24 protein-coding genes are annotated in these 25,044 nt (G+C 58.8%); 6 read left to right on the forward strand and 18 right to left on the reverse strand.

The features are described 5' to 3' along the window. Positions 1–3 precede the first annotated feature (3 nt). Positions 4–681 (reverse strand): histidine phosphatase family protein, encoded by a 678-nt coding sequence (locus ACILSL_RS01445; RefSeq protein ID WP_395730212.1) that lies wholly within the window; start codon positions 679–681, stop codon positions 4–6. Positions 682–774: 93 nt separating this feature from the next. Here ACILSL_RS01445 and ACILSL_RS01450 point away from each other — a divergent pair, with 93 nt between their 5' ends. Then, entirely contained in the window at positions 775–918 is a 144-nt protein-coding gene (locus ACILSL_RS01450; RefSeq protein WP_395730252.1) for a glycosyltransferase, read from the forward strand. A gap of 60 nt (positions 919–978) precedes the next feature. Here the strand turns inward: ACILSL_RS01450 and ACILSL_RS01455 are convergent, their stop codons facing one another. The 4 genes from ACILSL_RS01455 to ACILSL_RS01470 all read right to left on the reverse strand — a co-directional run bounded on the left by ACILSL_RS01455 (position 979) and on the right by ACILSL_RS01470 (position 5,436). Beyond that, positions 979–1,920, reverse strand: coding sequence for a prolyl oligopeptidase family serine peptidase (locus tag ACILSL_RS01455; RefSeq protein ID WP_395730213.1), 942 nt, complete (start codon positions 1,918–1,920; stop codon positions 979–981). Between the two features lie 421 nt (positions 1,921–2,341). Beyond that, positions 2,342–3,229 (reverse strand): sugar phosphate isomerase/epimerase family protein, encoded by an 888-nt coding sequence (locus ACILSL_RS01460; protein ID WP_395730214.1) that lies wholly within the window; start codon positions 3,227–3,229, stop codon positions 2,342–2,344. Positions 3,230–3,234: 5 nt separating this feature from the next. After that, the gene (locus ACILSL_RS01465) at positions 3,235–4,035 is read right to left on the reverse strand and encodes an SDR family NAD(P)-dependent oxidoreductase (protein WP_395730215.1); all 801 of its coding nucleotides are present in this window, start codon (positions 4,033–4,035) and stop codon (positions 3,235–3,237) included. A 3-nt stretch (positions 4,036–4,038) separates the two neighbouring features. Further along, a complete protein-coding gene (locus ACILSL_RS01470) occupies positions 4,039–5,436 on the reverse strand; it encodes an FAD-dependent oxidoreductase (RefSeq protein WP_395730216.1) in 1,398 nt (465 codons plus the stop codon). A 110-nt stretch (positions 5,437–5,546) separates the two neighbouring features. Between ACILSL_RS01470 and ACILSL_RS01475 the strand changes: the two genes are divergently transcribed. Next, positions 5,547–6,161, forward strand: a complete 615-nt coding sequence (locus ACILSL_RS01475) for a type II secretion system protein (RefSeq protein WP_395730217.1) — start codon at positions 5,547–5,549, stop codon at positions 6,159–6,161. Positions 6,162–6,178: 17 nt separating this feature from the next. Here ACILSL_RS01475 and ACILSL_RS01480 read toward each other — a convergent pair whose 3' ends face one another. The 4 genes from ACILSL_RS01480 to ACILSL_RS01495 all read right to left on the reverse strand — a co-directional run bounded on the left by ACILSL_RS01480 (position 6,179) and on the right by ACILSL_RS01495 (position 9,707). After that, positions 6,179–6,856: a hypothetical protein gene (locus ACILSL_RS01480; protein WP_395730218.1), complete on the reverse strand. Its 678-nt coding sequence runs from the start codon at positions 6,854–6,856 to the stop codon at positions 6,179–6,181. Between the two features lie 182 nt (positions 6,857–7,038). Further along, positions 7,039–8,064 (reverse strand): zinc-binding dehydrogenase, encoded by a 1,026-nt coding sequence (locus ACILSL_RS01485; RefSeq protein WP_184339341.1) that lies wholly within the window; start codon positions 8,062–8,064, stop codon positions 7,039–7,041. 19 nt (positions 8,065–8,083) lie between these two features. Beyond that, a complete protein-coding gene (locus tag ACILSL_RS01490) occupies positions 8,084–8,782 on the reverse strand; it encodes an orotidine 5'-phosphate decarboxylase / HUMPS family protein (RefSeq protein ID WP_395730219.1) in 699 nt (232 codons plus the stop codon). Positions 8,783–8,837: 55 nt separating this feature from the next. Beyond that, positions 8,838–9,707, reverse strand: coding sequence for a helix-turn-helix transcriptional regulator (locus tag ACILSL_RS01495; RefSeq protein WP_395730220.1), 870 nt, complete (start codon positions 9,705–9,707; stop codon positions 8,838–8,840). Positions 9,708–9,816: 109 nt separating this feature from the next. On the opposite strand from ACILSL_RS01495, the gene ACILSL_RS01500 reads away from it, so the two are divergent. After that, entirely contained in the window at positions 9,817–11,253 is a 1,437-nt protein-coding gene (locus ACILSL_RS01500) for an FAD-dependent oxidoreductase (protein ID WP_395730221.1), read from the forward strand. 73 nt (positions 11,254–11,326) lie between these two features. Beyond that, positions 11,327–12,115 (forward strand): helix-turn-helix domain-containing protein, encoded by a 789-nt coding sequence (locus tag ACILSL_RS01505; protein WP_395730222.1) that lies wholly within the window; start codon positions 11,327–11,329, stop codon positions 12,113–12,115. A gap of 3 nt (positions 12,116–12,118) precedes the next feature. Here the strand turns inward: ACILSL_RS01505 and ACILSL_RS01510 are convergent, their stop codons facing one another. The 7 genes from ACILSL_RS01510 to ACILSL_RS01540 form a co-directional block, all read right to left on the reverse strand. Continuing rightward, positions 12,119–13,249: a prenyltransferase/squalene oxidase repeat-containing protein gene (locus ACILSL_RS01510; RefSeq protein WP_395730223.1), complete on the reverse strand. Its 1,131-nt coding sequence runs from the start codon at positions 13,247–13,249 to the stop codon at positions 12,119–12,121. Further along, complete coding sequence (locus ACILSL_RS01515; RefSeq protein WP_395730224.1) at positions 13,246–13,902, reverse strand: GNAT family N-acetyltransferase; 657 nt, start codon at positions 13,900–13,902, stop codon at positions 13,246–13,248. Before ACILSL_RS01515 ends, ACILSL_RS01510 begins: the two co-directional genes overlap by 4 nt. After that, positions 13,899–14,510, reverse strand: coding sequence for an FMN-binding negative transcriptional regulator (locus tag ACILSL_RS01520; protein ID WP_395730225.1), 612 nt, complete (start codon positions 14,508–14,510; stop codon positions 13,899–13,901). Before ACILSL_RS01520 ends, ACILSL_RS01515 begins: the two co-directional genes overlap by 4 nt. A gap of 1 nt (position 14,511) precedes the next feature. Then, a complete protein-coding gene (locus tag ACILSL_RS01525; protein WP_395730226.1) occupies positions 14,512–15,483 on the reverse strand; it encodes an alpha/beta hydrolase fold domain-containing protein in 972 nt (323 codons plus the stop codon). A 125-nt stretch (positions 15,484–15,608) separates the two neighbouring features. Then, positions 15,609–16,559 (reverse strand): IS110 family transposase, encoded by a 951-nt coding sequence (locus ACILSL_RS01530; RefSeq protein ID WP_395730227.1) that lies wholly within the window; start codon positions 16,557–16,559, stop codon positions 15,609–15,611. A 357-nt stretch (positions 16,560–16,916) separates the two neighbouring features. After that, entirely contained in the window at positions 16,917–18,221 is a 1,305-nt protein-coding gene (locus ACILSL_RS01535) for a Gfo/Idh/MocA family protein (RefSeq protein ID WP_395730228.1), read from the reverse strand. Positions 18,222–18,808: 587 nt separating this feature from the next. Beyond that, complete coding sequence (locus ACILSL_RS01540; protein WP_395730229.1) at positions 18,809–20,806, reverse strand: protein kinase domain-containing protein; 1,998 nt, start codon at positions 20,804–20,806, stop codon at positions 18,809–18,811. Positions 20,807–21,339: 533 nt separating this feature from the next. Between ACILSL_RS01540 and ACILSL_RS01545 the strand changes: the two genes are divergently transcribed. Both ACILSL_RS01545 and ACILSL_RS01550 read left to right on the forward strand, forming a co-directional pair. Then, positions 21,340–21,600 (forward strand): hypothetical protein, encoded by a 261-nt coding sequence (locus ACILSL_RS01545; protein WP_395730230.1) that lies wholly within the window; start codon positions 21,340–21,342, stop codon positions 21,598–21,600. Further along, positions 21,590–22,261, forward strand: a complete 672-nt coding sequence (locus ACILSL_RS01550) for a transposase (RefSeq protein ID WP_395730231.1) — start codon at positions 21,590–21,592, stop codon at positions 22,259–22,261. The genes ACILSL_RS01545 and ACILSL_RS01550 overlap by 11 nt, the downstream gene beginning before the upstream one ends. Here the strand turns inward: ACILSL_RS01550 and ACILSL_RS01555 are convergent. Both ACILSL_RS01555 and ACILSL_RS01560 read right to left on the reverse strand, forming a co-directional pair. Continuing rightward, positions 22,238–22,516: a hypothetical protein gene (locus ACILSL_RS01555; RefSeq protein WP_395730232.1), complete on the reverse strand. Its 279-nt coding sequence runs from the start codon at positions 22,514–22,516 to the stop codon at positions 22,238–22,240. The genes ACILSL_RS01550 and ACILSL_RS01555 overlap by 24 nt on opposite strands. Positions 22,517–23,110: 594 nt before the next feature. Continuing rightward, positions 23,111–24,892: a metal-sulfur cluster assembly factor gene (locus ACILSL_RS01560; protein ID WP_395730233.1), complete on the reverse strand. Its 1,782-nt coding sequence runs from the start codon at positions 24,890–24,892 to the stop codon at positions 23,111–23,113. Between the last annotated feature and the right edge of the window lie 152 nt (positions 24,893–25,044).

Raw genomic sequence — 25,044 nt, forward strand, 5'->3', positions numbered from 1 at the left:
GGGTTATTTTGTCCACCAGGTCGACAGACAGGCCTTCGGCGTGTCTGGCTTGATCAACGTGTCCTCGGAGTAATGCGAGGTGTCGTTGAAGAGCATCAAGCGCGCACGCACCGGATCTTTGAAGTCCACCACGTTAAGGGCCGCCGGGTTTTGATCCAGATTGTCCCGATATCGCCGAGGATCGAATCCCAGCAGGGAGCTGAGCAGCAGGCGGATCGTCGCCTTGTGGGAGACGACGATGATCGATTCGCTTTCATGCTGCCGCACGATCTCCATCAGGGCGGGCAGGGCCCGCGCCGTCACGGCAAGACCGCTCTCCCCACCTTCAGGGGCAAAGGTGAAGGGATCTTCATCCCAGGCCGCGGCCTCGCTGGGAAATTTCTGCTCCACTTCCGCACGCGTCAGCTGCTCCCAGTGCCCGTGTGAGATTTCCTTCAAGCCTTCTCGCGGATGCACCTCAAGCTGATGCGCCGCTGCCAGAATGCGCGCGGTTTCCATCGTGCGGTCCAGAGGTGAGGCGTAAACCGCTGCCACCGGCAGGCCTTTCAGACGCTGGGACAGGCGGCCTGCCTGCGCACGGCCTTCATCGGAGAGCGGTACATTGGTGGCGCCGGCAAAGCGGTCCTCGGCAGTGAGGGTGGTGGCACCGTGACGGATCAGATAAATGCGAGTGAGAGCCATGAGAACTGCCTATAGCACAGGTCATCCGTGTCTTTCGAGTGGATTTGCATGCCGGTGGTGCCTTGCTAGCAGGGCGGACCGAACAATGATGGCATCCAGCGCGCACGGGGCGAATACATCGCCTGCCTGGGGCATGATGATCTCTGGCTGCCACACCATCTGGAGTCTCTGGTGGCCGCGCTGGATGCAGGAGCAGACGTGGCATGGGGAGCCCTCTCGTTCGGCGAGTGCCGCTGAATCATCGGCCCCAGCGGTGGCTGTGAGAAGAGGGCCTGCATGATCCAAGGCGGAGCGAACTCAGGGCTTCTTCACTTTCTGCACCGGTGTGCTGGGCAGCGAGGATACATCCAGCATGAACGCCTTGGCAGGCTGCTTGCCAAGGAGCTGCAGATCGAACCATTCGACCATGCGTTCTGTGTCCTGCGCCATTTCCTGCCAGCCGCCGTGCCCGGCACCTTCACGGATGACCAGTTCGCACACCGCCCCCTCTTCGTGGCAGCGCTTGAGAAAGCGTTGTGACTGCGTGATCGAAACCTGCGGGTCAGCATCGCCATGCACGATGAAGATCGGCGGCTGGCCTTTGTGAACCCAGTAAATCGATGATAGTTCGCGTCCCAATGCCGTGCGTCCTTCCTCCGTCGCCGCCTTCGGACCAAATGCACCCGCATAGGCTGCAAGTTTGCCGATGCCCACGGCATTGTCGCCGGGCTCAAACCAGTTCAGGTAATCGGTCGGCGGATAAAAGCATGCCACGGCATTCACCGCGCTGCTTTCGCGGTCAATCGGATCAGCCGCCTTCGCATCGCCAGGGCCGCCGCGTGTGGCCAGCATCAGGCTCAGGTGCCCGCCTGCGCTGCTGCCAGTGACGCCGAGCTTTTGCGGATCCACGCCATAGTCGGCCGCATGAGCACGCACAAAGCGCACGGCACGATTGAGATCCGCCACGATCTCCTCCACCTGAAACCGCGGCTGCGTGCCATGCACGACCACAAACGTCGTGTATCCCGCCTTCGGCCAGCCGCCATCGCTGATGCCATTGTGGTTCGACTTCCAACCGCCGCTCACGATCTTGATGATGCCCGCGCCGTTTGGCTTCACCGGCTTGAAGACATCCATGGTCAGCGCCACGCCATCATGCTTGGTGTAAATGACATCGCGGACCCGCTCCGGCTCCTGGGCATGCAGGGCGGCGGAGATCAGAAGGAGGCAGGGGCTTAGTTGGCGTAGGAGGCGTTTCATGGTTGAATCAGTGTGGTTTCTTACTTCTCAAATTTGGCAGTTGTCCTCCTAACCGCAGCTCGGAGATGAGGCAAGACGTGCATGACTCCGCTGGCTCACGGCTTTTTGACGGGTTGATCCAAAGTCTTCAGCTGCACGTCGTTTGGACCAAGTCCGAATTCGCCACGTAGCTTTTGATGTTTGGTTTTGCGGTGTCCGCCGCCTTCGCAAGGATGGCCGGCGCAATGAGCAGAGCACCATGGAGAGGGCCTGAATTTGTCTCCCCATGTGCAAGTGATGCAAAGGCTGGAAGGCTGAGAAAAAGAGTGTGTTTCATCGGGCTGTAGCTTTCGGAGAAGGCTGGAGAGCGCTGGGCAAGGTCATGCCTCCCAGGAAATATCGTGGGTTCGTTTTCATCACAAAATGGAGGGGGCGGAATCGCTTACTGCGGCCAGTAGAAGGCGATCTTCTTTTTCAAGAACTCTACGCTGCGTGCGAGCTGCTCCATGCCATCCACGCCGTCCTCGATGCTGATCCACCCATTGAAGCCTTTGCTCTTCAGTTCGGTGAAGATCGCGTCGTAGTCGTTGAGGCCTTTGCCGATCTCACCATGACGCAGGCGCTTGGCATAGCCCATGGCGCCGCCTTCTTCCTTGCGCAGATCTTCGATGGTGCCTTCCGCCAGATAGCGGTCGCTCGCATGCATTGTCACCACGCGGTGCGAGACACGCTTCAGCAGCTCAATCGGGTCTTCACCCGCCAGGTAGGTGTTGGAAGGATCATAGTTCACGCCGAAGTTGGGGTGATTCACCGCATCCACGAGTTTGCAGAACACATCCATCTTCTGCGCGAATTCGGGATACTCCCAGAAGTCATCCTTGTAGTGGTTCTCGATGATCAGCGTGATGCCGCGCTCCTGCGCGTAGGGCAGGCAGGCGTAGATGGATTCAGCCGCCAGTTTCACGCCTTCATCCAGCGTCAGTTCCGGACGACGTTGTCCGCTGAGCACGCGGCAGTAGGATCCGCCGAGCGTGTGCGTCATGTCGATCCAGCGTTTCTGCTTCGCGATCTCCTTGTCGCGGAAGTCGGCATCCGGGTGCGTGAAGTCGGGAGAGCAGCACATCATCGGGATCACCTTGCCGGTGTCCTCCACTTCTTTCCGGAAGCGCGGCCAGTTGCTCTCATCGCCCATCTCAAGGAAGCCTGCGTACCATTCAAGGCCCTGCACATCGAGCTTGGAGGCGAGCTGGATCCATTCGGAGACGGTCATGGTTCCTTCTTTGCAGAGGGCCTGCATGAAGGCTTTGGGGAAGGCGGCGAGTTTGGGCATGGGAGTTATTTGGAGGGAATGGTGGAGGCGTCTTTCGGCGGATTGCGACCAATGAAGGGATGCTGCTCCAGGTCAAAGACCTGGCCGCTGATCGGGCCGCACTCGTCGGCCAGCAGCCACGCGGCGCAGGCGGCGATCTCATCGGGCCACAGGATGCGTCCGGCAGGCGCATAGACCTTGGGCAGGTCCGCATACCAGTCTTCGCGCAGGCCGTGCTCGTGTTTGCGCTTGGCTTCGTTCTCCGTCAGTACCCAGCCGGGATTGATCTGGTTCACGCGCACGCCGTTTTCACGCATCAGCGTGTCGCCCAGGTTGCGGGTCAGGGTCATCAGCGCGCCTTTGCTCACGCTGTAGGGCATCAGATTGGGCTCGCCGCTGTACGCATTCACGCTGCCGATGTTGATGACACTGCCATGCGTTGCGCTCAGATGCGGCAATGCGGCACGGGTGATCAGGTAGGGCACCACGCAGTTGATCTCCAGCATGCGGCGGAACCACACGCCATCCGTGGTCTGGATGTTGCCCGTGCCCACCTGCGCGGCGTTGTTCACCACGGCATCCAGTTTTCCAAAAGCCTTCAGCGCAGCATCCACGAGCAGCTGCGGGGCCGCCTCATCCGCCAGATCCTTGATGACGAGCGTGGCATTCTCTGCGCCGAGTTCCGCCACAGTTTGCTCTCCCAGATCCTGCTCCAGGCCGTGGATGAGCACGCGTGCTCCTTCTGCAACGCAGCGCTTGGCGATGGCTTTGCCGATGCCAGTGACGCTGCCAGTGACGATGATGACTTTATTTTGAAGACGAGACATGTGTTAGGAATCAGTAAAAGGACCGGAATTTTGTTGGGAGAGAGCTTCACGTACGCGCTGACCATTCAGCGATGCGACCGAAGTTTTCTGCTTCAAACTCATCGCCGCCGCACAACCCGCCGCTTCGCCCAGAGCCATGGCGGTCACCGTCACACGGGTGGAGGCATGCGCGCCACGGGTGGCACTGTGGCAGCGGCCCGCGACCAGCAGGTTTTCGATCTGCTGCGGCACCAGCGAGCGATACGGGATGTCATAAGGACCAGGCTGTACCTTCTCGGGATTGAAGTCGTTTGCACTGCCGACCACGGTTTTATTCGGGTGCAGATCGAGATACCAGCAGCCGGTGGCGATGGCATCATCAAACCGGCGGCCCTGCATGATTTCCTTCTCGTTCAAAATGTGCTGCCCGATGAGCCTGCGCGATTCACGCACGCCGATCCATGGATAGGCTTCGAGAAAATAGGAGTCTTCAAAGGCGGGAATATCACGCTTCCACGCACGGTGCATGGCCAGCGCATCCGCCCGGCCCTGCATCTCCGCCCGGCTCAGATCCGCTGCATTCGTGGGATTGGCGGGAACACGCACGCCATGCACGTAAACCTCGTCATTGGCATACATGAACATCACGCCCGGACCGTAGAAATGCGGCAGTTCTCCCAGCTCCTGCGCTTTCACCAGCGCAGCACGGCAGAGCTTGCTGATGTCAGGTGCTCGCTGAACTTTGCCAATGCGAAAATGCAGCGTCAGCGGCTGCACCTCGGCGCTTTGTTCCGTGGGCGCACCCGCGCGGGCGGCCACATCGGCATCGCCCGTGCAGTCGATCACTACCTTGGGCTTGATGCGGACGAGTCCGTCCTTGTTGGCGATCACCACCGAGGTCACACGCCCGTTTGCAGACTCCGCATCACAGACAAAGGAATTGAACAGCACGGTCAGCTTGTCGCCGCAGGCCTGCAGTTCACGGTCCAGCAGCACCTTGAACTCAAAGGTGTTCGGGATGGTCGGATTGTGCGGCTTGATCTCTTTCGCATCCGCCTTGCACACGCCCGTCTTGGCCAGCAGTTCCAGCGCGATGCCACGCACCACCACGCGGTGTGTCTTGATGTCCGCGATCCCATCAAAGTAGGGCAGGCCCACGCTGGTGATGATGCCACCCGCGAACGGGGCTTTTTCCACCAGCATGGTCTTCGCGCCATTGCGTGCCGCGCTCAGTGCCGCCGCCGTGCCCGCACAGCCACCGCCGCACACCAGCACATCCGTCTCGATCTCGCGCATGGGGGCCTTCGTCAGCACCTGATCCGCCGCCATCGCAGATGCCATGGGTGCCACCGCCGCGACGGCAGACGCCTTCACAAAGGCCCGCCGGGTGCTCGGGTCACTGCTGGTTGGGTTGGGATTCATAACGGTGAGCATAACGGAGGCATGCCCCGCAGTTCCACGACAAAGTCTGTGCGAAATGCGTCAGTGATTTAAAGCTTGGGCAAAGCCACGGTTTCAAATATCATTTTTCCATGAAAATCATCCATAAAGGCCATGGTTTCACGCTGATGGAGCTGCTCGTTGTCATCGGCATCATTGCCCTGCTTGCAGCCTTGGTGCTTGGCAGCGGGGGATCGGGCTCCTCCAAGCGGCAGGTGACACAAAGTGCAAACCAGATGGTCGAGTCTGCTCTGGATCGCTACCGTGAGCACTACGGTGAATACCCCGAACCTGCAAATGGAGATGAGACGGCCGAGGTCATGCCGGGGAAGGTCTATCGCATCGGTGCCGCCAAATGCCTGTACCAGGCGCTGCGGGGCGATGGTTGCGATGCCATCAAAGGAGCCCAGTCTGTCGGAAATAATAACTCTCAGTCGGACGGTCAGGTCAGCGCAGACGAAATTAAAAATGCCATGATTCCTGAAATGCCACAGGGAATGTGGCGCAAGGTGGGTGGCAGCTACATTCTTGTCGATGCCTTCGGTCGTCCGCTTCAGTACATCAAGGCCGACAGCGACAAGAAAAACACCATCAACAGCACCTACGACCTCTGGTCCTATGCTGAAGACGAAAAGAACATCATGGCCAAAAGCAAAGACACCGAGGCCCATGCGAGCCTCGGTGCCAAGTGGATCAAAAACTGGTGAGAGGGAAACTCGTCTGCTTATTTCGCCACGCCCTTGATGCTGAAGTCGTCGTAAATCACGTCCACGCGGTTGGTGGTGATGCTCACCACCGTCTTGTGATCATGCGCGACGCCGGGGGATTGGAAAGTGCTGACGACCTTGCCGTCGATGCTGGTTTCCACCACATCGTTCTGGGTGCGCACGGTAAGCGTGTGCCACTCCTTGAGCGACACCGTGGTGGGCGTCGACTTCGTCCACTTGAGCATGTTGGCCTTGTCCTCGGCAGTCAGTGTGGGCGGGGTCGTCTTCTTGCGCGCGTAGATGTCATTGCTGAAGGTGCCGGCCTTGGCATCGGCAACGACCACTGCCTTCGGATTCACCGAGATGCTGCAGATGTGCCCTGCGTGCGAGCCTTTGTAGTCCTTGTCATCCAGCCAGATGTTGAAGCCCTTGGCCTGATCGCTGACCAGCTGAAACTTCACCGACACTTCCAGATCTGTCTCCGGGGCGATGCGGATCACATCTACCGCGGCATGATCCGACTCCGGCGCAGTGATGCCCACGAGCACGCCGCCTTTCACTACACTGGAGCTCTTGTAGTGGCCCCAGGCCTTGCCGAAACCATCGGCGGCGAAGTCATCCGAGAAAATGACGCGTGGATAATCGAGGGCAAATGCGGAGGTCGCCAGGAGGGCGAGGCAGAGAATGGATTTCATGGTGGTGGTGGGTGAAGAAAGAAGAACGGCAGGGCGCCGTCCATCACACACGCTATTTGACGAACTTCTTCACAAAGTCCAGCACTGAGCGGGTGAAGGTCCATTGCCCCGGTTCCGGCAGGCACTGCCCTGGGGTGTTCGCCCAAGACCGTGCCTCAGCCACCAGAAATCGGATCTGGCGATCACACCGGGCGCAGCACGCTCTTCACCACTTCGCCCTTGTGCATTTTTTCAAAGGCCTCGTGCCATTCGGTCACAGGCCACACGCCGCCGATGATGGGCTTCACGTCAAACTGGCCGCTGCTCAGCAGGGCGATGACACGCTCCCAGATCGGCCAGTTGTGGCTGAAGCTGCCCTGCAGCGTGATGTTCTTCTGCACCAGCGGGTCGAGGTTGAAGCCCAGAGGCTGCGGGCCCCAGCCCACCTTGCTGATCCATCCAGCCGGACGCACGATGTCGAGCGCGATTTTCAGCGTGATGCTCGCTCCAGCGGCGTCGATGACGCCATCACAGCCGAGTCCGTCGCGGGCAGTGGCCCAGGGCTTGGCATCGCCGATGATGACTTCGCAGCCATACTGCTTCGCGATTTCCAAACGGTGCGCGTCCTGCGGCAGGCCGACGATGGCAACTTGGGCACCGCAGAGGCGTGCCATGGCAGCGCAGAGTATGCCGATGGTGCCTGGGCCGAGAACGACCACGCGGTCGCCGGGCTCGATGCGGGCGTTTTTCACCACAGCGCTGTAGGCCACGCAGCAGGGCTCGGTGAGGCAGGCCTGCTCAAAAGGAAGCTGGTCCGGCACATGGTGCAGGATGCGGCTGGGCACGCGCACATACTTCGTCATGGCGCCATTCACGCCGTAGCCGAAACCCTTGCGGGTGGGGTCCAGATTGTAGAGCCCGCGCTTCGTCATTGGGTTGTTCGGGCTGATGATGGCGGCGGTTTCGGAGACGACGCGGTCGCCCACTTTCCAACCTTCCACTTCCTTGCCCACTTCCACGATGCGTCCGCCAAACTCATGGCCGAGCACGACGGGGTAGTTCACCGGCCAGGAGTGGTCGGCGGTCCACTGGTGGAGGTCGGAGCCGCACACACCCACATTGGCCACTTCGAGGAGCACGTCCTCGCTGCCGATGGTTGGCGTTTCGATTTCACGGACTTCGACGGAGCCTTTTTCAGGCGCGTAATTGACGACGGCGGCGGATTTCATGGGTTGGAAAGAGGTGGAATTAGAAAGCAGGAACGTCCTGAGCATGCACGGCCTCGCAAATCATGCGCAGCGAAGCTTCGAGATTGCCGTCAGCGGTTTTGAAAGCGTCGGCATCAATCGTCAGCGGGGCACCAAGCACCACGAGCGGTGCGCCGTATTTGGGGCACTGGATGGCCTGCTCCAAACTGAGTCCTCCCACGGCCTGGACGGGCACCTTGACGGCGTTCACGACTTCCCGCAGCTGATCCAGCGGGCTGGGCATGCGCATGCCAGCAGCGGCGATGCCCCGGCGCTCATCGTAACCGATGTGGTGAATCACGTAGTCGCAGCCCAGATCCTCCAGCCACTTGGCCCCTGCGATCATGTCCTCGGAGATCATGTTGTCTCCCATGACCTTGCAGCCGAAGTCCTTGCCAGCTTTTACCACGCATTTCACCGTTTCAGCATGAGCGCGGGCCATGACCACGACGTGGGTGGCCCCGGCCTTGGCCATCATCTCGGCCTCCAGATAGCCGCCATCCATCGTTTTCAGGTCAGCCACGATCGGCGTATTTGGGAAAGCTTTTCTCATGGCGCGGACACCATGCAGACCTTCGGCAAGAATGAGCGGCGTTCCGACTTCCAGCCAGTCCACTCCGGCACGCATGGCCAGGGCGGCGGTTTCGAGCGCTTCGTCGATGTTCGTGAGGTCGAGGGAAATTTGAACGATGGGTTTCATGGGCGGTTGTGCTTGCAGATTAATGCAGAACCCTGCATCTGCGTCACGACAAAGATCATGCGAAATGCGACAAGCGGGTTTTGCCGGGTGATTCGCCATATTTGCGGCGGTAGCAGCGGATGAAATAGTTCACGTCTCGGAAGCCGCAGGCGTGCGCGATCTCCGTGATATTGAGCTGTGGATCTTTTAAAAGGGGGCGCGCGCGTTCCAGCCGTGCGAGCAGCAGGTAATTGAGGAAAGACCGGCCGCTGAAGTCACGGAACAGCCGGGAGACATGGTTGGGATGCAGATGTAGAAAAGAACTCACATCCTGACGCCCGATGGGGTGATGGAGGTTTTCCTGAAGGAACTGGCAGGCCGCCTGCCAGGTGAATCGCGCCTTCCCAGCTTTTGTTACCGCTGGCTCGGGCTGCTCGGACATCTCGGCGGTCTTGATGATGAGGAGTTCCACGAGCCGACGTGCCGCCAGATCATCGGGTGGTGAACCACGCCGGTTTTGCAGAGCCTGGAAGAAATGCCGTCCGTCTTCATCCAGCACCCTTGAGTAGTGATGCGTCTGAAGAAACCGGTGGCCTCCACGGCCTTTTTTAGCCAGCAGGTATCGCGTCATCTCAGGCGTGAAGACGAAGCCCATGGCAAGATAGAGCGCCGATGCATGGGGCTCCATCAGCGCCTGGGGCGCGGCCACAACGGCGTCCCCGCGCTGAAGCGTGATGATTTCCAGCTTCTGCTGGCGGAGGACGATGTAGCGCCCGGTACCGGCAAGGCAGATGGAAAAGCGCGGAATGTCATGCACGGGCAGCCCTCCCCGCAAGGCTGGCGTGCCGGACTCCAGGGCCAGATGCACACGCCGGGGCCATCCGCGCCTGAGCAGGCGGCGGATCCAAGTGGGCCATGGGCCAGCAGGGGCGTGGGCGGCGGGCATGTTGCGTTTGTGCTATTTTTGTTAACAACTCGGGCTGGGAAGCTGGGGGCGGAAGCCGCAGACTGCAACGCGTACTCGCCGCTCCGGAACCCACCACCGCCATTCTGCCATGAAGCCCGCTCCTGCTGATTTTTCCCGTCGCCATTTTCTACGTGCTGCACTCGCAGGTCCGGCAGTGCTGCCTGCTGTCACGTGGGTGTCTGCTGCGGAAGACAAGAGCAATGCAGTGACGTTTGATGAACCCAACCGCAGCGTGACGCTGGTGCATGATGCGGATGTCATCGTCTGCGGTGCGGGGCCAGCCGGTGTGGCGGCAGCAGTGGCTGCGGCGCGGTCGGGCGCACGGGTGCGTTTGTTTGAGACCAACGGCTGCCTTGGCGGTGTGTGGACGGCGGGGTTGCTCACCTGGATCTTTGATTTCGACAAGCCCGGCTTCACGCGGGAAATCACGCGGCTGCTTGATGAGCGCGGTGCGCGTCGTGGCACGGACGCGGGACGCTTTGTTTATGAACCGGATGAAATGAAGCTGCTGCTGGAGGATCTTTGCAGCGAGGCAGGGGTGAAGTTTCGCCTGCAAACGCGGGTGGTGGCAGCTTATCGGGAGGGAAGGCAGCTCACCACGGTCATCACAGAGTCACGTTCGGGCCGTGAGGCCTGGCAGGCTCCTGTTTTCATCGACACCACGGGCGATGGCGTGCTGGGCGCTCTCGCCGGCTGCGGCTGGGATCTGGGCAGGATGGGCCAGGATGACAAGTCGGCGGAATGCGCCTGCCAGCCGCTCACCATGAATGCCCTGGCTGTTGTGCGTGACGTGACGCAGATGGGGAAGTACATCTCTTTTTACCAGGGCGACCTCAAGTGGCACGTCGAGGCAACGGCCAACTTCAAAGCGGAAATTCAGCGTGCCGGGGTGGACCCCTCCTATGGCATGCCGACCATTTTCCATGTGCGCGACAACATCGTGCTGCTGATGCTGAACCACGAATACGGTGTACGCCCCGATGACGCCGACGCCATGACCACCGCCACGGTGCGCGCACGCAGGGAGATCTTCACCATCACACGCGCTTTGCGGAAGCTTGGCGGTGTGTGGGACGGCCTTCAGGTGGTGGCCACGGCGGAGCAGATCGGCGTGCGTGATGGCAGGCGTATCCATGGCCGCTATATGGTGAAAACGGAGGATCTCACCCAGGGGGCACGCCACCCAGACGCGGTGGCGCGTGTGACCTTTGGCGTGGACATTCATGCCAAGAGCAAGGCGGACAATGACAAGCTGACCATCGAGCGCGGTGGCGTGAAAAAGTTCACTCCTTACGACATTCCGCTCCGTGCGCTCATTGCGAAGGATGTGGACGGCCTCATGATGGCAGGACGCTGCATCAGCGGGGATTTTGTGGCACATGCGAGCTACCGCGTGACAGGCAACGCCGTGGCGATGGGAGAGGCCGCTGGTGTGACGGCGGCACTGGCCGCGCTGAACAAGCGCCAGCCTCATGAAGTGGCCTGGGAGGACTGCCGGACGATGCTGGAAAAGATCGTGCGTTAAGTGGAGAGGGGCAGTTGCGCGTTGTCTGCGCTACGGCATCCTTCTCCTTGTGACGACCCCCCGGCGATCTGATGTGCCTCTGAGACCCCGCGTGCGCGCCAAGCGTTCGGCGGCGGAAATTGCGCGCTGGAGGAAGCAACGGGCTGCGTGGATGGCCTCTCTGGAGCCGACGCTGCTGTTTCAGCGGCTGTTTGACCATATTCCGGGAGTTTACTTTTTTGCCAAAAACAAAGCGGGGCATCTCATGTTTGCCAGTGAAGGGCTGATGCAGCGCTATCAGATGCCGGATGATTCCGAGATCATCGGGCGCACGGACTTTGATCTGAATCCGGACACGATGGCGCAGGCCTATGTGGACGACGACAAGCGCCTCCTGGCAGGCAAGGTGGACGTGATCGAGCGCGTCGAGCTGTGGTGGGACTCTCAGGGCATCCCGGACTGGTTTCTGGTGACGAAGCTGCCGCTCTTTGATTCCAAACGCCGGGTGCAGGGTGTCATGGGCACGCTGCGGCGTCCTGATGAAGCGGAGCGCAGATTGCCGGTGTTTCAAACCGTGGCGCAGGCGGTGGAAATCATCCGGCATGACTACTCCAAGCCGTTGCTAATCGAAGATGTGGCGAAATCCTGCGGCCAGTCGCTGCGGCAGCTGCAGAGGCGGTTTCAAAGCGCGTTCGGCATCACCCCGCAGGAGTTTCTGATTAAAACGCGGGTGCTGGCGGCAGTGCGTTTGCTGGAGAGAACGACCCTGACCGCGAGCGAGGTTGCGCAGCAGTGCGGCTTTGTGGATGCGAGCAGCTTCACCCAGCATTTCCGCAAACGCATGGGAGAGTCACCGGCGGTGTATCGACGCGCAAGGCGATGAAACTCAGTGCAACTCGTCGCACAAGGCCAGTGCTTTCAGAGCCTGCGCCGTGGCGATGTAGGTGATGTAGCTGTAGTTCCCGCGATAGAGCGACTGCATCCACCACCGGCCGGAAACGCGCTGCTCCTGCTTGAGCCAGGCCAGGCCGCGCTGGATGCGTTCATCGCCTGCTGGGATGTTGCTCTGACGCATCAGGACGATGGCAACGGCAGTCATGTAGGCATCGCTTTCTGGTTTTGCGACATCCGGCAGGCCGTTGATGAGCTTTACCACGGTGTCGCTCATTTTGAAATGCCAGTCGCCAACAGCGGACATGTCGCGCAGCGACCAGCCGCCGTCGGCATGCTGTTTGGAGGACAGCAGAGCCAGTGCTGCATCTCGTTGCGTTTGAGGCACTAGATCGGGCATGTAATGCGCAAGCTGAAGGCGCAGGATGCGGTCGAAGTCATTCTTTGGCTGCGCGTCTCGCAGCCAGGACTTCATCTTTTCGATGCGTGCGAGCAGTTCCGCATCCTTCAGTCCAGCGAGCCAGCCGGGTGCGGTGGTTGCTGCACGCGCAGCTTGCAGCGTGAGTTCGAAGTCGGTGGTGATGTGTGGGATTTCAACTTCGCCGTAGCTGACGAAGGAGCCATTGGCAGACTGGCGTGCAAGCATCTCCTGCAAAGAGCGCTCCGTGTGGGCGGAAAGCTTCCCGGTCACGTGCTTGTCCCATTCGGCGAGACCCATGGAGCGCCAGATGCTCGACCAGGAGCCGCCATAGTATTTGATGCCATCCTTTTCCGTTTCTTTCTGCGGTTTGACCTCTGCAGGCACGGTTTTCACGAAGTCCGCCAGCACTTCCTCTAATGGCATGCCGAGCTGTTTGGACAAAGCCGGGCGCTCGCTCAGATAGGGGCCGGTGGTGTGGCAGTTCACACAGGTTTTTTCGCGCACCCAGCAGATGGCGCCGTCATCGAGGTATTTGGCGGCAGCCTTGATCGTTTCGGGACCGAAGGCTTTCACTTTGGGTTCGTCGGCCGTGGCCCGGCTGATCTGGATGCCTTCGGTCTGGTATTGGAACTCGGGCTTGGGTTTGGGCGCATCGGCGGCGAATGCCGCGGGGGTGAGCAGCAGGAGGAAATGGGCGGGCTTCATGCGCCTGACTGTACGCCGCGACTTTCTGCGATTAATCTTCCGAGCGAGATTGAGTCGTCTTCATAGAGCCAGCGGCGGAACGCGGTGGCAATCTGCGGCCATTCGTGGTCGAGCATGGCAAACCATGCGGTGTCGCGGTTTTGGCCTTTGATGATCATGTGCTGGCGGAAGATGCCTTCAAACGTGAAGCCGAGGCGCAGGGCTGCATTGCGGCTGGGTTCATTGCGGGCATCGCATTTCCACTCCATGCGCCGGTAGCCGAGATCTTCAAAGCAGTGACGCAGCAGCAGGTAGCAGGCTTCGGTGTTGGCTTTGGTGCGCTGTGCTGCAGGCGCATACCAGATGTTTCCCAGTTCTGCCACGCCATGCTCGGCGCGGATGCTCATGAGCGAGATGCTGCCGAGACAATGCTGAGTGGCGGCGTCACGAACGGCAAAGGCGATCACGTTCGGTGTAGCCTGCCATCCACGCAGAAAGGCTGCCTGCTCTTCAATACGGGCAAACGGTCCGCAGGGCATGTAGCGCCACAGTTTGCGTGTGGTTTCATCGACATGCGAAATGGCAAACAGTTCTGCCACATCCGCAGCCACATCGAGAGGTGTGAGTGTGACAAAGCGGCCATCGAACCGTTGGGGGGTAGGTTGGGGTTTCATGTCAGTTTTTTCATCATTTTAGCCGTGTCGCGATCGGTCTGATCCATGCTGTCTTCCAGCATGGCGATGACAGACTGTGCATCTTTTGGACGGTTTTGGCTGAGTTTGAACATGCCTTCGATGCGGGTGATTTCGATTTCGAGGCCGACGATGCCTTTCATGAGGCCGTCGCGGAATTCGGCGGGGAGGGTGCCGTGCCAGCGGTTCGGGCGTCCGGTTTCGTAGAATTCGACGAGATCGTGCAGCATTTGCACAAATCGGTCATGGTCAGTGACGATGCGTGGAATGCCGTAGGCGTGTACGGCGGTGTAGTTCCAGGTGGGTATGGCGGGCTCGGTGACGTACCATGCGGGGGAGATGTAGGCGTGGGGACCGGTGAAGATGATGAGGACCTCGGAGGTGCCAAAATGGCGCCATTGGGGATTGGCGCGGGCCATGTGGGAGAGGAGAAATCCGTGTTCACCTTGTGTCGGATTCAGCAAAACGGGCATGTGTGTGGCCAGCGGAACTTGGCCGTCATGGCTGACGAGGGTGGCAAAGCTGTGGCGGCGCATGAATTCATGCAGGGTGTCACGGTCATTGACCTGGAAATGCGCGGGGGTGTACATGCTACTTCTTCTTTTCTGGAAGCGCGGGGATAGGGGTGACGTCGACGGGGGTGTCTTCGCCACGGAGGGTGTTGCCAATAAAGATTTTGGCGCGGGCGATGACTTCGGGATGGCCGACGGAGCCGTGGCCGCCATCGGTGATGGGGACGAGGAGGGAGGGGACGCCGGCTTGTTTCAGGGCGGCGTGGATGGCTTCGGCGTGGAGGAAGGCGACGCGTTTGTCGGCGGTGCCGTGGAAGGTGATGAAGGGAGGATCGTCACTGGTGACGTAAGTGACGGGGGATGCGGCGAGAGCTTCAGTGCGTTTTTCTTCATAGGTGCCGCCGAGGAGGCCGGAGACGGCGTCGTCTTTGGCGATGGGCTTTTCATCCTTGTCGAACATGAGGGCCTGGGTGAAGTCTTCGGGGCCGCAGAGGTTGACCACGCATTGAACGCGGCTGCTGAAAGCGGTGCTGGGGCCGAGGTCGCCTTCGAGTTCTTTGACGTCGCCGCTGGTGCCGAGGAGGGAGGAGAGGTGGCCGCCGGCGGAGCTGCCCATGACGGCGATTTTGTTGGGATCTAAATTGTATTCTTTGGCGTGGGCGCGGATCCAGCGGATGGCGGCTTTGCAGTCGTAGATCTGGGAGGGCCAGTGGGCTTCTTTGGTGAGGCGGTAACCGACAGCGACAGAGGCGTAGTCGCCGGTGCGGGCGAACTGGATGGCGGAGGCGGCGTAACCGAGGCGGTCGCCATTGACCCAGCCGCCGCCGTGGATGAGGGCGACGACGGGAAGGGGTTTGTCGGTGTTGCGTTTTTTGGGGAGGTAGAGATCGACCTTCTGCTTGGGATTGTCGTTGCCGGCGTAGGGTTGATCGAAGCGGAGTTCGACCTGGTTCTTTTCGGCGATGGTAACGACGTTCTTTTTTTGGGCGTCCAGGTCTTGTGCGAAAACGGAAGACGCTGCCAGCAGCAGGAGTGGAAGAAGAGATTTCATGGTGGGGAGAGAACGTGGGAGGGGCGAAAAACTAGCGGATGGTTGTCTGCTGCGGATGCGCAGCCTCTGGGATGGGCGTGGGCGCGGAGGATTGGGGTGGCGCTGGTCGACAGACAGCAACTGTGTCAGTTGGCAAGCTGGAATTTTGGATCGGCGATCAAGCGATTGAGGACGCAGAGCATTTTGCGCATGACTGCGGTGATGGCGACTTTGAAGGGCTTGCCGCGTTTGAGCAGCCCCTGATAAAAGGTTTTGAGGATGGGGTTGATGCTCACGCAACGCACTGCGGCCATGTAGAGAACTCGTCGCACCTTTTTGCGTCCGCCCTGGATGTGGCGCTGGCCGCGCATCGGCCCGCTGTCATAGGGATGCGGGGCGAGACCTGCGAGGGAGGCGATGCGCGAGTCGTCGAGGCTGCCGAGTTCGGGCAGCTCGGCCATCAGAGTGGCTGCGGCCACCTGGGCAATGCCGTTCATCTGCTGGAGCCGCGCGGCCTTCTCCCGTGCGTCCTGATGGTCCAGTGCGGTCTTGATGAGCTTGTCGAGCTGCGCGATCTGCCTGCTCAAAGCTTTAATCAGGACCTTGGCCTGCGTGATGATCTGCGGGTGGCTCAGCTGCAAAAGCTGGGTCTTCTGGATGGCGCGTGCGGTGACCAGCTGCTCGCGGCGGCCGACCAGGCTGGAGAGTTCGAGCTCCCAGTCAGGAGGCAGGGTGTCGGGCTGCGGCTTGAGCGCGGCACCGAAGGCGGCGAGCACGGCGGCGTCGATGGCATCGGTCTTCGCCAGCTTCATGCTGGCCTTGGCGAAGTGGCGCACGCGGGCGGAGTTGAGCTTGCTTACGGCTTTGCCTGCGCGCAGCAGGGCCAGCCAAAGGGCCTGCTCGTAGCCGCCGGTGGCCTCAAGGATGACGTGTTCGCCAGGCGGCAGCATGGCGATGAGCTTGCGGTGGCCGGCGGTGGTGTTGGCCAGCCTGAAGGCCTTCTTTTTGCTTGGAATGCCGTGGATGTCGAGCCATTCGGCGCAGACATCGACGCCAACATGGACAACCTCAGCAGCAGAGGTAGAATGGGTGTTCATGGATAGGATGAGTTTGAGTGTTCGACTTCTTCCTTGTGATGCGAGCTTCCGCTGCAGGCATGGCCTGTGGCAGGCTCAGTCAACTGTTCGAGTTCGAGCTTGTCCTGGCGTGTGAGCGACTGGCTGCCTGACGATCTCAAAGGATCAAGAGTGCCTCCGGTCTGTCCCACACGCGCTCAGGCTGGTTGGCCGTCACCACCCAGTCTGAGTTCCAAGCTTGAGTTCAATCTCAGCCCAGAATCAGGACAACTCCACTCATACAAGGAGTGTCTGTCGTACTTCAATGCATCTGCTCGGGCTCAGTTTTGGGTGACGTTGGCGCGATTTCGCGCGGGGTATTTGCTGCTGTCTTTTTCCTCACACCTTCCAGCTTTCACGCGCTGCGGGGCCGTGCATGAGGGCGGTGGCTTCTTCGTCGCCGATGATGGTGCGGGTGGTGGGGTCGATGGTGAGGCTGCGGTTTACGTGCAGGGCGATGTTGCCAAAGTGCATGGTCTCGGTGAGACGGCCGCCGTAGGCGAAGCTGGAGCGGCAGGTTTCCTGACCTTTGATGGCGAGCAGCCAGTTGTCCCAGTGGTTGGAGCGCTTCAGGTTCACCTTGGGCAGTGAGGTGCTGAGCTCCTGCATCTTCGCCTCGGGGATCACGCGGGGTGTGCCGGCGTGGGTGCCCATGAGGATGGTGGTTTTGCTGCCGTGAATGAGGGTGCCGCCATCTGGGAAGGTGCGCGCGGCATCGAGTTCCGGCGGGCGTTTCAGGGCGTGGTCTGCGCCATGGTACCAGTGCAGTTTGAACTCGCCGCGGGTGGCGCTGGCGGGAAAGGTGTAGGTGATCTTGACCCTGGCCGGGAAGGAGAGCTTGCTGGGGCCGGAGGATTCAATCTCCACGCGGCTGGGGCAGTCGAGACCCCACACGTGATACGGTGCGTCCATGTTGTGGCAGGCCCAGTCGCCGAGCGTGCCGTTGCCAAACTCAAACCAGCCGCGCCACTGAGCGGGCAGATACTTGGAGCTGTAAGGTACGCTGGCGGCGGGGCCGAGCCATTGATTCCAGTCAAGACCGGCGGGCACCGGCTCTTCTGCGGGTCGTGCATCGGGGTAGCTCCAGATGGGACCTGCCCAGCAGTGGGCTTCGTTCACATTCCCGAGGACGCCGGCTTTCACCCACTCTTCGAGCACGAGAATGCCGCCGCCGGAGTGGCCTTGATTGCCCATCTGGCAGGCGAGCTTTGTCTGCTGCTCCAGCGCCATCAGGTCCCGTGCCTCGGCGATGCTGTGCGTGAGCGGCTTCTCCAGATACACCGGCTTGCCGGCCTGCATGCAGGTCTTGGCATTGAAGTGATGCGTGTGGTCCGGTGTGGAGATGATGACGCCGTCGATGTTTTTGCCGTGCTGATCGAGCATCCTGCGGAAGTCGGACACAAAGGGCACGGAGGGGTTGGCTTTGCGTGCCTCGGCGGCCCGGGCTTCATGGACATCTGCAAAGGCGGCGAAGTTCACGCTGTCGTTGTTTTGCAGGCTTTGCACGGCGTGCCAGCCTTTGCCACCAGCTCCGACAAAAGCGATGCTGAGCTTTTCATTGGCTCCGAAAACGGAACGCGGGAGGATTTGCACACCGGCGAAGGCAACGGCGGTTTTGCTGAGGAAGTGACGGCGGTTGGTCATGGAGTGCGGGCGTTGCTGCAGTGGTTTACACCAGAGGTTGTGGAAGTGCACGGGATTGCGACGGGCCAAGTGAATGGCATTTTTCTGAAAGTCGCGGGGACTTTCGGATTTGCCGCAAAAAGGCTGAAAGAGGCAGAGATTTGAATCAGCCTGTGAGGCTTGTGCGTCATTGCCACACTGCGGTCAAACGAACTTCCTCAGACTCACTTGCTGAAAGTGAGTGTTATGAATCACGATCAAATCAGTTTTGAATTTTTAGGCTGAAATGGGAGCTCAGCTGCTTCACGAGGCCGGGTGGAATGAAGGGACGGCGTAGAAGTAGTTATATGCGTCGCTTTATGGGTCTCTGATGCCAAGGAATTTCATCTTTCCGCTGGAATTGGTGCCCAAGGATTGTGGAACTAGACGGAGAGTGGATTTGTTGTTTTAATGGGTGATGTCGTTTTCTACGATGGTCCAGGCTCGTGATTTTTATTTAGCACCTCGCCTTCGCGTGCAGCAGCCACGCTCCAGTCTTCCGGGGTGGAGCGTGCGAAATATGGACAAATCGGCATGGTGCTTTTCCGAATTGGCGCTTTTAAACGGCTTTACATAAGCTTTAAACAAGAGGCACCTTCGGCAAAGCTATTCGCGAATCGTGTTATATCGTCTGTTGTCTTAATTCTGGCCAATTCGATCGAAGCTCCGATCTTAACTTGATCATAGCCGCGAGATACAACCGATGCACTCCATCCGCCGTTTTTGAGACACGAGACAACTTTATCGACGTTTGGCAGCAAGTACTTTTTGACTGTTGAAAAATCTCGATCGCCTTGATTAGACCAACAAATTGAGGCTTCAATTTTTTGGGACCCTTCATTACCCCAAATCCAAAAGTCAAAACCTGTAACGGTCGCTACCACTGCCCTCAGATGTTCTTGACTCCAAACATAGTCGTTCAGCCTCTCACATCTTGCTGCGATTTCTTCCGCAATCAACTCTGGATCATTCGGCTTTGTAGCCCGCAATGTCTCGCTTAGACGCTTCATTTCTCCTGCAATTTTAGTTAAATCCCAACGAAATTGTTGATCATTCATTGTGGAAAAAAATATCAACCGAGCAAGACGATGAGGAAGTGATTTCCAAGCTTGGCACTCAAGCTTACCAATTTTCCACTTCAACTCTTGCAACCAAGCAATATTATTTTGGACACTGTATGGCTGTGGGTGATTGCCTGAGAATAAAAAGAAAAGCGTCATTCCAATGCCAAATGAATCCACTAAGGCGCTGCGGCGACTGGATTTTTCAGTTTGCTGATACTGCTCAGGAGCGTGATACGCAATAGTGATGCTGTCTGGATTGACTGAGTTTCCAGTAGCTCCCTTGTGCCAACATAGATCAAAATCTAATACGACAACTTTCCAATCGCCATCATCATCGGGCGAGTGAAAGCCTTCCAACATGATATTCGGCGGACGCAAATCTCGATGTAAAACATGTTCGGGGACAGAATGTGCATTTTGTAAGATGGATACCAGTTGTGTCCCAATCCGAAATTTTGTTGCCCAGGATCGTATAAATTTTGAGTCAACCGCATCCTCAAGGCTGTAGCCGTCAACATAATCCATTACCGTGCAGGCCGGCAGCTCCCAAGAGTGCTTGTAACAAACAATCCCGTCGATTTTTCTTTCTTCCAAAAGTCGCATGGCGTAAACGCCACGACGAAAGCTTTCGAGCATTGAACGGTCCTCTCGGATGTTCTCTAAAAGAACTTTTATTGCGACTTTTTCGCCTTCTGGACTTACGGCCTCGTAGACATTCCCGAATCCTCCTTTTGACACGTGGGAAATAATTTTGTATCCAAAAAGGATGTTATTTGGCTCTTTTGCGGTGACTCGCCAGAGGCGATATACGCATTCATCGTACTTTTTAAGTAGCTTGTCGTAGTCATCCTCTTTTGTGGGGGAATTCGATTTTAAAATTCTCACAGCTTCTTGATTTAGAACCTGCCTAATTTGTTCCGCTGGAAGTGTTTGGAGTTCCTCTGGAGTAGGAAGAGAAACATTCCTCTCTTTTTTTGTTTCCGGTATGACGATTGGAGGAGGTTCATCTTTGGCAATGAACTTTTTAATGTCCTCAATAAACTCAGCAACCTCCCGGTGGGCGTCGCCACTCTCTGCTAGCGAATAGGCGATCCTTAGCAATCCATATTGTTCAGCGAACTCGTCAGTGGCCCTGTCATTCCTATGCGTAATCCAATAATGACCACCAAATCTCACTCCGTGGCTTTTCAGTCGTCGCAAATGTTCAGCAATCGCAAAATCGTCAGCTGAAATTCCAATAAACAGAAGAGTTCTTGAGCTCAAACACTGAATAAAAAAATCAAAAAAACTGGGGGTTTTAATTCGTGCCAGATCCTCTGCGGTGAAAATCCAACTGGAATCATTCTGGAGTGTTCCATGTAAATTTGTAACAAACGGCTTTCCTGCCTGAATTGTATGAGCGTAATTTCCGACTTCTAAGCCGTTGAATTCGGTCAGTGGGCCGCTGCTGTGCACTTCGGCATACGAGCGACCTGCAAAGCGGTCGATATTAGTTGTGATCATGCCAGAAATTCCTAAGTCCCACAACTTAACGTATGTTGACGGCGGTCTAGTGTCATCTGCGTTTGAAAACGCGCGTCGTATGCTTGCTCGGTAACTGGTGTCCCCCAATGCAGATTTAAGGTGCGAAAAAGCCTGCCAATAATTTTGCCACGTCGCTGAATTGAATGGGTAACGGGTGGCGCGGCAGTGGAGGAGATTGCAAGTTGGGGGATGGACCAGAACGACTTGTTTGCAATGGCTTTGGGATTGAACACGCCGTGGAAGGTCGTGCGCAGCGGATTTGAACAGGCAGATGCTGAGAACAAAATTCCTGTATGTGGACCTTGAGGTGGAGGCGGGGGCAAAGATGCCTTGTCCGGTCTGCGGCCATCTCTGCCTCTGGCCCTTGATCACGAGGTGAAGCGCTGGCGGCCATCTGAACTGGCAGCATCCCACCTACCTGAGCGCCCGGGTGCCGCGCATCCAGTGCCCACAACACAAGGTCAAACAAGTCACGGTGCCATGGGCGCGGCCGGAAAGCGGGCTTCACCTTGATGTTCGAGGCCTTCGTCATGGCCCTGGCGCGGGAGATGCCCGTGGCAGCCATCTCCGGTCTTGTGGCCGAACACGACACCCGCCCTGGCGCATCGCAGCATTATGTTTCCCAGGCGCATGACCAGCAGGATTGGAGCCATGTGACAGCCGTAGCCATTGATGAAACAGCCACGCGCGGGCGCGGCCACCGTTATGCCACGGTGGTGGTGCAGATGATGAGCGCGAGCGAACGGGCCGCGCCTGCTGTTCATGACACCTGAGCGCAGCGCCGCCTGTGTCGGTGAGTTCGTGGCGGCCATGCCTTGCGCACGGAGCGCAACCCTGGCAGGTAACTCGCCGCCATTGACATGGGTGTGGCCTATCAAAAGGGGTGCGGAACGTTGCCCGCAGGCACAAATCGTTTTCGACCGTTTTCATGTCATGCAACTGGCGGGCAATGCGGTGGAGGCGATGCGCAAGCATCTGCGTGATGACGCCGATGTGAAGGGTGCGCTGTGGGCCTTGCGCGGCAATGAGAGCACGCTGAGCCAGAATCACCGGAAGTTGCGTCAAGACCTCTGTGCCCGGCACAAATCACTGGCGAGGGCCTTGGCCTTGCGAGCTTGCAGGGGAAACCTGGGAGTGGCCTGCTGGTGCAGAGCACAACCCTATCTAAAAGCCTGGTGCTCCTGGGCGATACGCTGTCGGTTGCCTGCCTTCAAGCAGCTGGCCCAGAGCATCCGTAACCACTGGGGACGGCATCCGCGCTACTACCCTCATCGTATCACCTCTGCTGCCATCGAGTCGATTAACGGCATCATCCAAACCGCACGCCGCCGAGCCCGCGGCTTCCGCAACTTCAACAATCTCAAAGCCATCTGCTATTGGATGGCTGGAGACCTCAACCTCAATATCCCTTCAGCGTTTACCCATCCTGTTTAGCGAAGCGCCATAATTTTCCTCACTTTCAGCTAGAGCGATATATGGTTCGCGTCGCTTTCTTTCAGACTGTTCAAGTGTATCCAGCTTTGCTAATGCATCTTCCTCAAGTTGCTTTTTGAGGTTCGACCAAACAGGAAGATTAGCAGGGGGCTGCGCACTCAGCCCCGCGCCGACTACGACAACGACTTGCTTAGTGCGCAGCGCAATGATGGCTCTTAGTGCCTTATGATTTTCTTGAGAAATATTAAATGCCATACAATTTTATGCCTTATGCTTTGCTTAAGCTTTATGATGGTAAGAATGAATCCAATATTGCAAGCGCTTTTAAGACCATTGCTTTTCAGCTCTCATGAGATAAGCGCGTGTCATGGATTTAGCTGGGAGTAAAGCGATATTGCGAGCTGCTGAAGACAGGTCTGTTGCTGAGAGACAGTGAAGCCGATGCCCTCGAAACGGTTCACGGCTCCTTTACAGATTCGGATGGCAGGTGGCGGACCACACATGCAAAGCCAGGACGTATGCGCTTGGGAGCGGTGGCTTTTGAAAAGAAGGAATGCGATGAGGAGCAGACCACGTTGGAGTGAAGGATTCCACGGACGCGCACTGCGCATCCCTATCATCCAGAGCAGCACGTGCCGCAGGGCTTGGCAGGGAACCGCTGTGCCGAGTGCGAAGTTTAGGGCCTATGGCGTCGCCGGCATTGAATAAGGTGCGCCATCCTTGGAAGGTGGAGAGGCAGGAGATGTGGGCCGTTGCACAATCGATTGAAAACAGCTCTACAGTTCAGCCTCCCGTTTGAGGCTACTGCGACACTTTTTTAATTGCTCATGATGACTGGCATTGTTTGACTCACCCCTCCAGGCCAAGCTTGCGGCGGCCTTCGTCGGTGAGGCGGTTGGAGGACCAGGCGGGGTCCCAGACTTGTTCGACGACGACGTGTTTGACGCCGGGGACTTTCAGTAATTGGGGCTCGACGGGTTTGGAGTTGCCGCCGGAGCCGAAGGTGAAGAAGCCGAGGCGGGGGCGGCCGCGATGGGGCATGGACATGGTGACGTGGACGGTGTCGCCCCGGACGCTGATGTCGTGCACGAGGCCGAGGTCCACGACGCTGATGTCGGCGGTGTACAACTGCTCGTCCTTGCATTCGCGCAGGGCCTCCCACAGGGCTTGTTTGGAGATGGGGCTGTCGCCTGCCTCACCGGGGCGGGCGAGGCGTGTGGTGGGTTTGGGCGGTGTGATGTTGCGTGGGATTTCGCCGGGTGAAAGGTGGAGCGGATTGGCGAGGCAGTGGCGCAAGGATTCGAGCTGCGCGGGGCCTTCGGCGGCGGTGAAGGGGATGGCGACGTAGGCGTTCTTTTGGTGCAGGACGGCACCGGCGGGCACGACTTTCAGGGGCAAGGGATAGCGGCTCCAGACATGACCGTGCCAGCGGTAGAACATCTGCGGCGAGCCTGAATGCCGGGGCTCGGGCATGCCCTGGGCGGTGTGCTCCAAATAGAGGGCGACGAAGGAATCCTTGCTGTCTTTGTTGGCAAAGCCGACGGCCCAGATGTTGTCGCGCTGCTTTGGGTCGACGGGGCCGCTTTGCAGTTTGCCATCGGCACCCATCCAGAGCATCTCGGTGAAGGACTGACCGGAGAAGACCCACTCGTCATCGCGCAGGGCGGCGGCTTCGAATTCTTTGATGACGTGCATGCGGCCGATCTTGTGGAACCAGGGAATGCCTGCGTAAAAGCGGTACTCGACCTCGATGTGCAGGCGGCTGGGGGAGAAGACGGGATGCACGGGAGAATAAGGAAAGCCCCAGCGGCGGACGATGGTGCAGAGGGGGCCGCGAATGACTTCATAGTCGGGGCAGCGCTCCCACAGGGTGATGCGCAGTTTTTGGAAGTGACCGGCGGCGGCGTAGTCGTGGGCCCAGTCAATGCCGGGGGGCTCGCCATGACCTTCGCCGCCGGCAAAGAGTTCGAGGCCGTGCTCGCGCTTGAGGGTCATGCGCTCAAGCTGTCCCATCTGATGGGAGAGCGAGGCCTTGTAGGCGTCGTTTTCGATGTCGAGCGCGTAGCCTTCGCCGCGCGTTTGGAGGTCGGTCAGATAGGCGGGGAGTTCGGCATCGGGGTTGCCATAGAAGAGGAGGTAGGTCTGGCGCAGATGCGCAGCGCCTTCGGCCATGAAGAGAACATGGGCCTGGCGCTCCTTGCCACGGCGTACTTCGCTGTGGGTCTGGCTGGGCACCTCGAGGAGGCTGTGGTCGGGCTGGATGCGGGCGACACGGACTTCGCGGGTGAGTGAGACGGCCTGCTCTGCTGCGCAACTGAGCAGCACCTCCACGGGCTCGGGAGCACGGTCCAGGCCGATGGTTTCATCCAGGGTGAGCACTTTGCAGAACTGCCAGCCGGATGCCCAGGTGCGCCAGGCGGGAGGCAGTGCTGACACGGCCACAAACTGAGCGGTGGGAACGAAGGGGGTGCCGTGGTCTTCGCCTTCCGCCTGGGCTTGCAGGGTGGTGCTGCGGAGGGAATCGGTGAGCGAGCGGACGAGGCGGAAGTCCTTGTTTTTCCAGGCTTCTTCGAGCAGGCGGAGTTTCGTCTCAAAGCTGTCGGTCTTTTCCCAGTAGGTGTCTTCGCTCATATTATTTGGTGGTAGGACAAAGAGCGGCGCTGAACCCGAATCCTTTCGAATTTCAGAGGCTTGGTGATGAAATGCGGGGATGAGTGAGCCGTGGGTTGGCGCCGACGGCTACGGTTATGTCACCGCTACGCGGTTGAGAAGTGGGGGGCTTC

The organism is Prosthecobacter sp., assembly GCF_044222345.1.
Taxonomy (GTDB): Bacteria; Verrucomicrobiota; Verrucomicrobiia; order Verrucomicrobiales; family Verrucomicrobiaceae; genus Prosthecobacter.

Coding starts and splice junctions, on each gene's coding strand:
- ACILSL_RS01445 (WP_395730212.1), bottom strand. CDS start 681: ATGGCTCTCACTCGCATTTATCTGATCCGTCACGGTGCCACCACCCTC.
- ACILSL_RS01455 (WP_395730213.1), bottom strand. CDS start 1,920: ATGAAACGCCTCCTACGCCAACTAAGCCCCTGCCTCCTTCTGATCTCC.
- ACILSL_RS01460 (WP_395730214.1), bottom strand. CDS start 3,229: ATGCCCAAACTCGCCGCCTTCCCCAAAGCCTTCATGCAGGCCCTCTGC.
- ACILSL_RS01465 (WP_395730215.1), bottom strand. CDS start 4,035: ATGTCTCGTCTTCAAAATAAAGTCATCATCGTCACTGGCAGCGTCACT.
- ACILSL_RS01470 (WP_395730216.1), bottom strand. CDS start 5,436: ATGAATCCCAACCCAACCAGCAGTGACCCGAGCACCCGGCGGGCCTTT.
- ACILSL_RS01475 (WP_395730217.1), top strand. CDS start 5,547: ATGAAAATCATCCATAAAGGCCATGGTTTCACGCTGATGGAGCTGCTC.
- ACILSL_RS01480 (WP_395730218.1), bottom strand. CDS start 6,856: ATGAAATCCATTCTCTGCCTCGCCCTCCTGGCGACCTCCGCATTTGCC.
- ACILSL_RS01485 (WP_184339341.1), bottom strand. CDS start 8,064: ATGAAATCCGCCGCCGTCGTCAATTACGCGCCTGAAAAAGGCTCCGTC.
- ACILSL_RS01490 (WP_395730219.1), bottom strand. CDS start 8,782: ATGAAACCCATCGTTCAAATTTCCCTCGACCTCACGAACATCGACGAA.
- ACILSL_RS01495 (WP_395730220.1), bottom strand. CDS start 9,707: ATGCCCGCCGCCCACGCCCCTGCTGGCCCATGGCCCACTTGGATCCGC.
- ACILSL_RS01500 (WP_395730221.1), top strand. CDS start 9,817: ATGAAGCCCGCTCCTGCTGATTTTTCCCGTCGCCATTTTCTACGTGCT.
- ACILSL_RS01510 (WP_395730223.1), bottom strand. CDS start 13,249: ATGAAGCCCGCCCATTTCCTCCTGCTGCTCACCCCCGCGGCATTCGCC.
- ACILSL_RS01515 (WP_395730224.1), bottom strand. CDS start 13,902: ATGAAACCCCAACCTACCCCCCAACGGTTCGATGGCCGCTTTGTCACA.
- ACILSL_RS01520 (WP_395730225.1), bottom strand. CDS start 14,510: ATGTACACCCCCGCGCATTTCCAGGTCAATGACCGTGACACCCTGCAT.
- ACILSL_RS01525 (WP_395730226.1), bottom strand. CDS start 15,483: ATGAAATCTCTTCTTCCACTCCTGCTGCTGGCAGCGTCTTCCGTTTTC.
- ACILSL_RS01530 (WP_395730227.1), bottom strand. CDS start 16,559: ATGAACACCCATTCTACCTCTGCTGCTGAGGTTGTCCATGTTGGCGTC.
- ACILSL_RS01535 (WP_395730228.1), bottom strand. CDS start 18,221: ATGACCAACCGCCGTCACTTCCTCAGCAAAACCGCCGTTGCCTTCGCC.
- ACILSL_RS01540 (WP_395730229.1), bottom strand. CDS start 20,806: ATGATCACAACTAATATCGACCGCTTTGCAGGTCGCTCGTATGCCGAA.
- ACILSL_RS01545 (WP_395730230.1), top strand. CDS start 21,340: ATGTTCGAGGCCTTCGTCATGGCCCTGGCGCGGGAGATGCCCGTGGCA.
- ACILSL_RS01550 (WP_395730231.1), top strand. CDS start 21,590: ATGACACCTGAGCGCAGCGCCGCCTGTGTCGGTGAGTTCGTGGCGGCC.
- ACILSL_RS01555 (WP_395730232.1), bottom strand. CDS start 22,516: ATGGCATTTAATATTTCTCAAGAAAATCATAAGGCACTAAGAGCCATC.
- ACILSL_RS01560 (WP_395730233.1), bottom strand. CDS start 24,892: ATGAGCGAAGACACCTACTGGGAAAAGACCGACAGCTTTGAGACGAAA.